Genomic DNA, 11,141 nt, shown 5'->3' on the forward strand with positions numbered 1-11,141 from the left:
TTATTGGTTATTGGTTATTGGTTATTGGTTATTGGTTATTGGTTATTGGTTATTGGTTATTGGTTATTGGTTATTGGTTATTGGTTATTGGTTACTTGCTACGAATTCCCAATTTCCAATTCTCAATTCCTAATAACAACTAACAACTAACAACTAACAACTAACAACTAACAGCTAACAGCTAACAGCTAACAGTCAACAGCCAACAGTCAACAGTCAGCAGTCAGTAGGGGCGGTGCCAAGAGTGCCCGCCCTTCTTAACAGTCAACAGTCAGCAGCCAACAGCCAACAGTCAACACTCAACAGTCAACAGTCAGCAGTCAACATAAAAAATTAAAGTCCTTGCAGTTTTTTGCAGCAAGGACTTTAATCGTTTATCCCTGAGTTTTAAGGACTTGCATTCGCAACCATCGAACCTTAAATACTCGCCATCACTTCGCGCGCGGCCGCCAAAGTACGATCGACATCCTCATCAGTATGAGCCAAAGAAGTGAACCCAGCCTCATATTGCGAAGGAGCAAGATAAATACCGTGCTCCAACATTCCCCGGTGAAAACGGCCAAACTTTGCTACATCAGACTTTTTCGCATCATCGTAATTGTGCACCGGGCCCGCCGCAAAAAACAAGCCAAACATCCCGCTAATTTGCCCGCCGCAAGCCGCGTGTCCGGTTTCCTTAGCAATTTTCAGCAATCCGTCGGACAGTTTTTTAGTAATCCTATCCAACTGTTCGTAAGTGCCGGGTTTTTGCAGCAATTCCAAAGTTTTAATCCCAGCAGTCATCGCCAAAGGATTTCCCGAAAGCGTACCAGCTTGATACACCGGGCCCGCTGGAGCTACCATCCCCATAATATCGCGCCGTCCGCCGTAAGCTCCCACCGGCAAACCGCCGCCGATAACTTTACCCAAAGTCGTCAAATCCGGGGTGACACCGAATTTTTCCTGAGCTCCGCCGTAGGCGATGCGGAAACCAGTCATTACCTCGTCAAAAACTAACAAAGCACCGTTATCTTTGGTAATTTCCCGCAAACCTTCGAGAAAACCCGCATCTGGTACAATAAATCCGGCATTTCCTACAACTGGTTCGAGAATTACGCCTGCGATTTCGCCGGGATTTTCGGCAAATAAAGCCTTAACTGCTTCCAAGTCGTTGTAGGGAGCGTTGAGGGTGTTGGCGGTAGCGGATTTTGGCACCCCAGGCGAGTCGGGAAGCCCGAGAGTTGCCACACCGGAACCTGCTTTTACCAAAAACATATCGGCGTGCCCGTGATAGCAGCCTTCAAATTTAATCAATTTATCGCGTCCGGTGAAGGCTCGCATCAGCCGCAAAACGGCCATGCAGGCTTCGGTGCCGGAATTGACAAATCGCACCATTTCTATGCTGGGAACGGCCTCGATTACCATTTCGGCGAGCACGTTTTCCAGCAGCGAGGGTGCTCCAAAACTGGTGCCTTTTTCTAGAGATTCGTGAAGGGCTTTGATGACTTCTGGGTGGGCGTGGCCGCAGATTGCCGGGCCCCAAGTACCTACGTAGTCAATGTATTGGTTGCTGTCAACATCCCAAATGTAGGCTCCTTTTACCCTGTCAAAGACGATCGGCCCTCCGCCTACGGATTTGAAGGCGCGCACGGGGGAACTGACACCACCGGGCATCAACTTCTGGGCGGCGGCAAAGATTTCTTCTGATTTGGTGGTTTTCAAGTGTGTTGTGGAAACCAATGTTTTCTCCTTAGTGAAGGTCTGTTGTTGGTAGGATACTTTTATAGCGACTTCAGGATAATGGTTAGGTCGATTCAAGGAAACTATGTTAATAGATTTTAGGATACAAACCAATCAGTAGCAATACTTGCTTGGGTTTTTCAGGCTTTTTACTGCCGGCACCGATCGCGCTCGATTGTAATTTTTTGTAAATTAGCTGTTGACAATTTGCCCCTAATTTGGTATGTTGCCACAGGTGTCGATCGGGAAAAACCCGTGCCTTCAGTTACTCGCTTCTGGTTTAAAGATTACCTATCTCTTGTTTTCTTTTTTTCCTGTGTGTTCAAAACGTCAAGAGCGTTTAATTAAAAAAATTGTCTGAAAAAAAAGCGTAAATCTATATTAAAAAGTTGAAATAAAATTATGTCTGCTAAGGATTTGTCTGGTTTGATGCGATCGATCCCAATTGAAAAGATTCGTTACGACGATCGCGGTTTAGTGCCCGCGATCGTCCAAGATTACTTAGACGGCACTGTATTGATGATGGCGTGGATGAATCGCGAGTCGCTGCAAAAAACCATCGAAACCGGACAAACTTGGTTTTGGAGTCGTTCTCGCGCCGAGTTGTGGCCCAAAGGCGCGACTTCGGGACACTTTCAAAATGTCAAAGGGCTGCGTTACGACTGCGATAGCGATGCTTTGCTAGTGACAGTGGAACAAGTCGGAGATATTGCTTGTCACACGGGAGAAAGAAGTTGTTTTCACCAAGTTGACGGGGAAATTGTACCGCCGCCTGGAGATATGTTATCTCAATTATTTGCCGTAATTTGCGATCGGCGGGACAATCCTAACGAAACATCTTACACTTGCAAGTTGTTTGAAGGAGGCGACAACAAGATTCTCAAGAAAATTGGCGAAGAGTCGGCGGAAGTTGTGATGGCTTGCAAAGATGACGACAAAGACGGGATTGCCGGCGAAGTGGCGGATTTATTTTATCACGCTTTGGTTGCTTTGGCTCACCATCAAGTTGATTTGAGAGAAGTTTATCGCAAATTGGGCGATCGCAGAAAATAATCGTTTGTAGTAAGGACTTTAATCCTTAAGTTGCCTAAACTTATGAGAAAAAACTGAAGTCCTTACTACAAAAGACTTCTTGCAAAAATAGTTAGGACGATGCTCAAGCCCATCCCACAATTTTTGTTTTCTTGTGGGATGGGCTTTGAGCATCGTCCCAAAATTTGCTCGTTACCAGGCTCTGCCTGGTAATGCAGATCCGGAGGCTCTGCCTCCTTCTTTCTGACAACTTACAAGATAGAAGACTGTAAGATGTGTTTAAGTTATTAAGTTTTCGATCCTTAGAAAGTAAAAGTAGTGCGAAGAACGCCCACCCCTACAGTGTCATTATCCTTAGTACCTTCAGGATTGAACAACACAAAAGCCCCCGGTGTAATGCTGATATTATCGTTAACCCTGAAACGATAATAAGCCTCCAAATGGTAAGGAGTTGCTTTGTTGGCCTGAAAACGAGCACCGCCGCTTACCGAATCGCGATCCAAAGGCTGTCCAAACAAAATACCTGCATTATTTCCTGATTTGAACATATCTCGGAAATGTAAACCAACCATCCAACTGTTGAAAGTTGTAGAAGCATTGCTTCTTTCAGCATCAGCAATTATCCAAGCTCCATAGGTAGAAACAGCCAACTTCGGAGAAAGCCGCCAGGTTGCAGTACCGCCAAACGAATTCATCCTCACCCCGCCGTTAACAGGTTCTCTATCTCTTCCCAAAATAGAACCCAAATCCGCATCAGATAATCCTGTAGCCAGAATATTCAATTGGTGGCGGCTGTAAGCGTAATTTAAACCAATGTCAATACTGCTAGTTGGTTTAATCGTTAACTGCGCCGCAGCAATTGTACTGCCCTCAAATAAACCAGCCCCCAACGGAGTAGCTGGAAAGCCTAAATCGTTAGGCAAAGCAGCATTTACACTGCCGTACAAAGCCGTGAGATTCAGCTTTTTAGAAATGTTCCAAATAAACCCGCCAGCCGATGCCAAACCGCTGCCAGAAGTGCCACCCGATACGCGCACTACAGGGTTGTAACCTCCAAATCTAGAAATAGATTCTTGCCCTTCTCCAGCAAAGGGAGTGATTGCTTGAAAAGCGTCTGAAGTTTCTGCTTTTGGGCCGGCAAATAAAGTGATGCTGCTAGAAACTGGAAAGACGTAAAGCAGTTTGTAAAGTTCAACAGTGTTGGCGCTAATGCTAGATAAATTCTGAGGATTAATTCCTGGAAATTGCGGCTCAAAACTCAGCCTTGCCTGACTGTCAGACAAACCGCTAAATGCCCCAGTTGACAAACCCAAATCAGGGCCGAAGCTGCGAATGTTGTAAGTTTGCAAGCCTGTAATCAGCGTATCTTTGCCGGTGAAACTGGTCAGCAGATTCAGCCGCACTCGGTAATTGAAGACTGTCTGAGTATCGCTGTTATTGTTTTTGGTAGTGTCGGCAACGCTAAAAATGGCTTCGCCGCTGAGTTTAGTTGTTGTCGAAAATTGATTTGCTTCTAATTCGGCGGTGCGGGATTCTAAAGCATCGACTCTACCGCGCAAAGTTGCCAATTCTGCTGCAAATTCTTCTTGCAATCTTTGGATAGAAGTTAAATCTTCTTTGGTTGCTAAATTTCCCGTACCGCCTCTAATCAACTCTGTTACCTTATCCAAGCAAGCGTTTAATCCGGCGGCAAATTCGTAGCGAGTCATTGCCCGATTGCCTCGGAATGTGCCGTCTGGATATCCCGCTATGCAGCCGTATCTTTCTACGAGAGATTGCAGGGCTTGAAATGCCCAGTCTGTCGGGCGCACGTCGGAGAGTTGCGAGACAGATGTTACTTGTTCGAGTTCGGTAGATTCGGGAGTTTGACTGTTGGTTGGTGCGGGCTCTAAGGAAGTGCTGTTTTCGATTTCAGCTAATTTTTCGGCAGTAGAAGTTTCTGTTTGGGCAATAACTGGTGCAGGGCTTTGGGCGGGAATCGCCGATGTGGTTTCGGTGATTTCGGCTGGTGGCTGCGGGTTTGGGGCGAGAATCGCCGATGTTTTTTCGGTGATTTCGGCTGGGGCTAAGTTTAATGAGTTTTCTGGTGGGTTTTCTGGGGTTGATGCTGTGGTTTCGGGCAGATTGAGGTTGGTTGTGTCTTGGGGGAGATTTGCGAGTCGATCGGCTGTTGAGACGGTACTGTCAACTTGCGACAGATCGATTTGTTTTAATTCGGATGTTTCTGGGGTTTTGACTTGATTTTCAACAGTTGTATTCAGGCTAACTTTAGCCTCTGACTCTTTTATGTCTTGAGTGGTGCTTAATGTTTCTTTTTGGGCGGCGGGAGGCATGGCTGCCAGTGGTAAAGAACCGATAAGTAGGTACAGTAAACCTACTCCGCCAGCACTAAGTAGTAAATGTGCTTTCACTGCGACTCCTCACAAATAAATTGTAAAATTGCTTGTAAAAATTGTAAACCTATTCGGTAGCGAAAACAACAAGTTTTAAATTCATGAATTTTAGATTTTTTATATATTTAATAAGGTATGTAATGTATGTGAGGAATTCCGACGATCGCAGTTTGAGATCGATCGGCTTTGTTGGCGATTTGTGCGAGTAGTTGCCTTATCACAAAAGTTGTTTTTTTGCAATAATTTTTTCTTTCAACATTGGATCGAGCTTTTGCAAAATCGCGATCGCCACTATCACGCTAACAGCCAAACCCAACCAAAAATAATCCGCCCCCCATTTACCCAGATCCAAGGCGAAACCGCCCAGGGGCGGCCCGATTAAATAGCCGATCGCCCAACACTGAGAATTAAGCGCCAAATACACGCCCCGCAAAGACTCCGGCGCTAAATCCACCACCAAAGCCGAAGCAAAAGGCGTATAAGCAACTGTCGCCACCGACAAAAAGCTCAAGCCTAAAACAGCTAAAAATAGATTGCCAGTTGCTGCCATTCCCGTCAAGCCGATCGCGATAAATCCCATTCCCCACAGCAGCGCCGAAATCATCAAAGCTTTCGGATGGGAAAACCGCCTCAAAGCTTTCACAACCGGCAGTTGCAAAGCTACCGTTAAAAATGTACTAAAAGCAAACAAAACGGTAATTGTACCTGTAGAAAAGCCTCCTCCCGATGTCCCCACCTGCACAAACTTGCTAAAATACAGCGGCATCGTGGTTTGAATTTGGGAAATGTAGAGAGTGAACAAAATATTTACCGAGGCATATACTAGCAAAGTGCGATCGGCCAGCGCCACCATCCAGCCATTTTTGAGATTTTTTGGGCTTGCATCCGTTGCAGTTGAAGGTTTGTAGGTTTCTGAAATGGCGATCGCCACCACCGCAAACAGCACTATAAACGAGATACCGTCGATAATAAAGAGCGATCGATAATTCCCCGTCACCGCAATCAAAACACCGCCAAAAATAATCCCAACTTGCAAACCCAAATTATCAGCAAGCCGCGTCAAAGCAAAAGCCTCCTGTCGCCGATCGCCCTCCGTTAAATCCGCCACCATTGTCTCCGTTGGAGGCCAATACAAACCCACGCCAAAACCCATCAGTACATTTCCTGCAACTAAGCCGCCGAAATTATTAGTTGCTGCCAGTACAAAAGAAGCGACAGCCGAAATCATTGTCGCCAGCAATAAAGTTCGCCGCCTTCCCCAAAATTTAGAATCGCAAAAAGAACCGCCCAAAACGCGGCCGAATATTCCCGCAATTGAACCGATACCCAAACCAATACCAACAGCAGTTGCAGATAAACCGACGCGATCGACAAAAAAGATCGGCGCGTAAAATAAAGTAAAACCCGTGCCGCTTTGGGAGAGGAATCTACCTGCGGCGAGAATCCAAACTTGAGCGGGGAGACGGGGAAGCCAAGATGATAGTTGAAATTTAGGCATATACAGCAGATTGTAGGTCGATCGAGTTAGCAATTAGTGGTAAATTGGTAGGGTGTCTCAGCTTTTAGCGGTCAATATATCGATCGAACAATCCGCCGCTGACACACCACCCTACAACCGACAAAATTAGTAGCGTGCGTCAGCTTTTAGCCTAATTATCTATAGAACAACCCGCTGCGGTTGCGCCTAAAATTACAACTGTTCGATCGCGCGATCGAACCATCGCCCGCCAGCTTAACAATTCTTCTAACTTCAGTTAAAAAAGTTACCATTAATTTAAAAATACTTAACACGATTTCCGGGAAAAGTTAGTTAAACTCTAAAAAAGACAGAAGAAAATTTTAGAGGCTTGAAATGATATGACAGCTATTACAACATCAAGAGTGGAATCAATCAAACCGCGCTGGCAAGCAATTGTCATGGTAGCCCTAATTTTCTGGCTCAGCGCTAGCCTGATTATGGACTTAGTAATTATGCCCAGCCTGTTTGTATCGGGCATGGTGACATCTCCGGAGTTTGCAACAGCCGGAAATTTGATGTTCTGGGGATTCAACCGCGTTGAGTTAATCTGTTCGGGCCTGGTGGCAACGGGTTTGATGGTTTTGAGCAATTTATTCGGTGACTTCGGCAAGCGCAGCCGCACAGCAATCATATTATCATTGGTACTTCTGGCGATCGCCCTGATTGACACCTACAGCCTCACACCTCAAATGAGCGCCTTGGGAATGCAGCTAAATCTGTTCGATTCAGCAGCAGAAGTGCCCGCCGGGATGAATTTACTGCACCAAGGATATTTTGTCTTGGAAGCTGTGAAGTTGACCCTCGGCGCTACCCTCGTGGGCTGGTGCTACCAAAACCAAGTTTAAGCGAGACAATTTTCCGAAATTGAGTTGAGAAAGACTCAAAAATTAGCGGCGGGCGTGAATTCACACCCGCCGTTAATTTTTGGAAATTTTAACCATCTTGATATATAGCGATTCTCAAGCGTGATGAGGATAGCCCAATGCCCAATGCCCAATGCCCGATGCCCGATGCCCAATGCCCAATGCCCAATGCCCAATGCCGCACAGTACCTCATCTTTCTGAAAAAGGCTATATATTTCAGTCAATCCTACTCGGAAGCTTCCGGCAAATCAGATTTCGGCCACAGCAGGCGCAAGCCCATTACCGCAAATCCGATCGCCGCGATCGTCTTTACCAATTGTTCCGGCAAAACCTCAGCCGTACCTTGGCCAACTAAAACGCCGATCGAACTCGCCAGCAACAGCGCCGACGCAGTGCCGAAAAATACAGCCCTAGGCGAGCTAGAACTGCTGCCGAGGGCGATCGCAGCTAATTGACTTTTGTCACCCAATTCTGACAAAAACACCGTAATAAAAGTTATTCCTAAAAGTTGCCAATCCATATTTATTCAGTTATTAGTTAATTGAGAAATCTAAGTAGTATCTGTAGGCCGCGCACTGCACACCTGTTGAATTTTCGGACTTACCAGCAGGCTCGAAAATCCTCGGTTTAACCGCTAAATGCAGCCAGAAACCTGGTTTTTTGCGACTTACCCGCACATGACGGTTGACTGGTAATCTCAAATCTCCAAGGTAATTTAACCCAACACTTCCCACAGCAAAACCGCCGCAATTGCCAGCAAAATCACCCCTGCAGCTTTCTCCAAAGTTCTCGGAGCAATCCGACTAGCCAGCCACCTTCCCAGCAAAACCCCCAGCAAACTGGTTGCTATCAAAGCCGAACCCGCACCCGCAAACACAATCCAAGGATTCCGAGATTCAGCCGTCATCAGCAAAATCGCGAGCTGAGTTTTGTCTCCAATTTCAGCAAAAAAAATAGTTCCAAAAGTCGAGGCAAAAATTGCCCAGTGCTTCGGCTTCGGTTTCTTTTCTTCCTGGCAAATATCAGTATTTGCATTAACTGAAAGTTCAGCCGACTCCGGGGTTAGAGCAGCAGAACTTTTATAAGCGTCTTTTATTTGTAGCTGTACCTGTGGTGGCAAATCGGAATTGGGGGTTGCTGAGTCAGAAGCAGACAAGGTTGGCGGTAAAGAATCAAGTTTCACGGGCAATAAGTGCTAAACGCTATTTATTTTTGACTTCTAGTTTTAATCTTAACTTTCTCTGTGCCTGCTTTTACCAAACCAGAGTCATCTTTCTGGGTGAGAGATTTTCAGTAATAGATTCCAGAAACTGCTCACCGCCAGCAAACACGGAGCGGCTGCAATTAAGTGCAAGATTTACCTGTAGGATCGATTCTTCAATTTTAAATCCAAAATCTTGAATTTTCCATCTCAAATTGCCCGCAGGCTGGTTTACGTGCCGTAAGTTCGATCGCCCGCATCACCCAAACCAGGTACAATAAAACCCTGTTCGTTGACTATTTCGTCGATCGTCGCAGCGTAAATATTCAAACTAGGGTACTCTGCACTCAGCCTCTGCAAAGCCGGCTTTGCAGCCACCACAGAGATAATCCGAATCAAACTCGGATCGATTCCCCGCGCTATCAACTCCTGCATGACCGCCACAATCGTGCCGCCAGTCGCCAGCATCGGCTCGCTAATTATTACCCGCGTTTGGGGGTTAAACTGCGCCGGCAACTTGTTCAAATAACAGCTCGGTTCCAGCGTCTCCTCATTTCTTACCATGCCGAGGTGGTAAACCGCAGCCAGCGGCACCACCGTCTGAATTCCTTCGAGCAGCGACAAACCCGCCCGCAAAATCGGGACGACAACTAACGGAGCTTCCGGGTTGATAAACGTCGCCGGACATTCTGCCAAAGGAGTCTGCACAGTTGTGTCCACTGTTGGCAGCCACTCTCGAATAGCCTCGTAAGCCAGCCAGCGTCCCAATTCTGTCATCGCAGAACGAAAAAGTACCGATGGGGTGGCCGCGTCGCGGGCGACAGCCAGCCAGTGTTTGATTAACGGATGCGGAGGAACGTAAACGCGCAGTTGCAGGGACATTAGGAAATTGGTGAAATTGCTAGGTTTGAGGGATTTTTTTGCACAGCTCGATCGTTCTATGCAACTTATCACATCCTGGAGGGCCGACACAAGCCAGAGATTGAGAATCTACTCTATCTTGCACTAATTTTCACTTGTAGGGGTCGCGCCCCCGTGCCGACCCTCCCCGCCGACGATTTGTCCTTATTTCCAGGATTGGGGGAGCCACTCTTTGCGGCCCCAACAACAGCACCGGACTGCCGGACTACTGCCACCAGCCGTCGGTTAGAACCCATACCCCGATCGACCTCCGTCACCTTATTGAAATATTTTTTTGATAGTATTGACATTAATTAGCAACAAGGCTATAGTAATTTTTAGTGTTCTCCTCTCAAAGGATCGGCAGACGGGGGCAGTCGGCAATGGTAGACTGTTCCCGCATTTTTTTTGGGAAGCCAGAAGCCAGAGGGAGATTGCACGAACAATTGCACGAGTCTTCGGTGCGATCGAGCAACCGTGCTAGACAGATCGACACACCCAGTAGCAGATAATTTCCCAAATTGAAAGCGGTTGAATGCAATTGCTCGTCTATTAATTGACACTCCGGCGTGAATATTTATCGTTGGTGTTCCGCAGTTCGGCTTGAGGGAAAGCGCAGGGGGAACTTGGCAATTTTTTCTAGATTTGATGTACGATCGCCAAGAGTTGTGCAGAGGTCGAATTTCCCATGTCCCCAAACCTAACAGCAAGCTCGAATCAATCCCGCGAAGTTCGGAGTTGGCTCCTCGGCGGGAGTTTGTGCGGTTTTTTGGCACTGGGTTCGATCGCCTCTACTGCTGCTGCGGCGCAGATGCCTACCTCCGAACCAGGTAACAATCGGGACTTGCAGGCCCAAACAGGTACGATCGTCCGTCCCGCGCTCAAACAAGGCAGCCGCGGCTCGGAAGTGATCGAACTCCAAGCTGCTCTTAAATTGTTGGGATTTTACGCTGAGAGTGTAGACGGGATTTTCTCGCAAAGCACCGCTAAGGCTGTGTCTCAGTTCCAAGAAGCAGCAGGCATCGCCCCAGACGGTATCGTCGGTCAAAATACTTGGAATCGGTTGTTTCCTGCGACTGCCCCGGCGACGGTCGAAAACCCGATCGCCAACACTCCTGCAACTGCCGACTACTCAGAGATTAACGCCCAAGTGCAGCCCGCCAATTTTCCGGTTTTGAGAAGAAGAATGCGGGGCCCGGCGGTCAGAGATTTGCAAGAAAGACTGCGGGCGAAGGGATTTTTGCGCGCGAGTGCTGACGGCGTGTTTGGCCCGGAAACTCAAGCTGCTGTCAAGGCTGCTCAGCGACGATATCAACTGCCAGCAGACGGCATTGTCGGCCGCGCCACTTGGGAAGCCCTGCTGCGCTGAAATGAAAGTAAGCAAATACTGTCGGATATGCACGTTGCGCGATCCTTTTCGAGGGCTAACGGGCGATCGTACAATTTGTTAAGTCCATTAACCTAATTAAACATACAGTATGGAACGCTAAAAAGCTTGCTGTATATGCCTTCT

Annotated in this window: 10 protein-coding genes; 4 read left to right on the top strand and 6 right to left on the bottom strand. The window is 47.2% G+C overall.

What is annotated here, in order from left to right; translation table 11 throughout:
• Positions 1-417: 417 nt before the first annotated feature.
• A complete protein-coding gene (gene hemL / locus WBA89_RS23570) occupies positions 418-1,719 on the bottom strand; it encodes a glutamate-1-semialdehyde 2,1-aminomutase (protein ID WP_424409848.1) in 1,302 nt (433 codons plus the stop codon).
• A gap of 402 nt (positions 1,720-2,121) precedes the next feature.
• Between hemL and hisIE the strand changes: the two genes are divergently transcribed.
• Positions 2,122-2,772, top strand: coding sequence for a bifunctional phosphoribosyl-AMP cyclohydrolase/phosphoribosyl-ATP diphosphatase HisIE (gene hisIE / locus WBA89_RS23575; RefSeq protein ID WP_424409849.1), 651 nt, complete (start codon positions 2,122-2,124; stop codon positions 2,770-2,772).
• 281 nt (positions 2,773-3,053) lie between these two features.
• Here hisIE and WBA89_RS23580 read toward each other — a convergent pair whose 3' ends face one another.
• Positions 3,054-5,162 (bottom strand): iron uptake porin, encoded by a 2,109-nt coding sequence (locus WBA89_RS23580; RefSeq protein WP_424409850.1) that lies wholly within the window; start codon positions 5,160-5,162, stop codon positions 3,054-3,056.
• A 199-nt stretch (positions 5,163-5,361) separates the two neighbouring features.
• Positions 5,362-6,642 carry an MFS transporter gene (locus tag WBA89_RS23585; RefSeq protein ID WP_424409852.1) on the bottom strand — a complete coding sequence of 427 codons (1,281 nt, stop codon included), beginning with the start codon at positions 6,640-6,642 and terminating at the stop codon, positions 5,362-5,364.
• Positions 6,643-7,001: 359 nt separating this feature from the next.
• On the opposite strand from WBA89_RS23585, the gene WBA89_RS23590 reads away from it, so the two are divergent.
• A complete protein-coding gene (locus WBA89_RS23590) occupies positions 7,002-7,508 on the top strand; it encodes a hypothetical protein (RefSeq protein ID WP_424409853.1) in 507 nt (168 codons plus the stop codon).
• Positions 7,509-7,753: 245 nt separating this feature from the next.
• Here the strand turns inward: WBA89_RS23590 and WBA89_RS23595 are convergent, their stop codons facing one another.
• The 3 genes from WBA89_RS23595 to upp all read right to left on the bottom strand — a co-directional run bounded on the left by WBA89_RS23595 (position 7,754) and on the right by upp (position 9,610).
• On the bottom strand, positions 7,754-8,047 hold the full coding sequence (locus WBA89_RS23595) for a TMEM165/GDT1 family protein (RefSeq protein WP_424409854.1): 294 nt from the start codon (positions 8,045-8,047) through the stop codon (positions 7,754-7,756).
• 195 nt (positions 8,048-8,242) lie between these two features.
• On the bottom strand, positions 8,243-8,710 hold the full coding sequence (locus WBA89_RS23600; protein WP_424409855.1) for a TMEM165/GDT1 family protein: 468 nt from the start codon (positions 8,708-8,710) through the stop codon (positions 8,243-8,245).
• Positions 8,711-8,959: 249 nt separating this feature from the next.
• Positions 8,960-9,610, bottom strand: coding sequence for a uracil phosphoribosyltransferase (gene upp, locus WBA89_RS23605; protein WP_424409856.1), 651 nt, complete (start codon positions 9,608-9,610; stop codon positions 8,960-8,962).
• Positions 9,611-10,011: 401 nt separating this feature from the next.
• Between upp and WBA89_RS23610 the strand changes: the two genes are divergently transcribed.
• Both WBA89_RS23610 and WBA89_RS23615 read left to right on the top strand, forming a co-directional pair.
• Positions 10,012-10,140: a hypothetical protein gene (locus tag WBA89_RS23610; protein WP_424409857.1), complete on the top strand. Its 129-nt coding sequence runs from the start codon at positions 10,012-10,014 to the stop codon at positions 10,138-10,140.
• A 176-nt stretch (positions 10,141-10,316) separates the two neighbouring features.
• Entirely contained in the window at positions 10,317-10,997 is a 681-nt protein-coding gene (locus tag WBA89_RS23615; protein WP_424409858.1) for a peptidoglycan-binding domain-containing protein, read from the top strand.
• Positions 10,998-11,141: the final 144 nt, after the last annotated feature.

The sequence above is a fragment of the Microcoleus sp. genome (assembly GCF_049646505.1).
Classification (GTDB): Bacteria; Cyanobacteriota; Cyanobacteriia; order Cyanobacteriales; family Microcoleaceae; genus Microcoleus.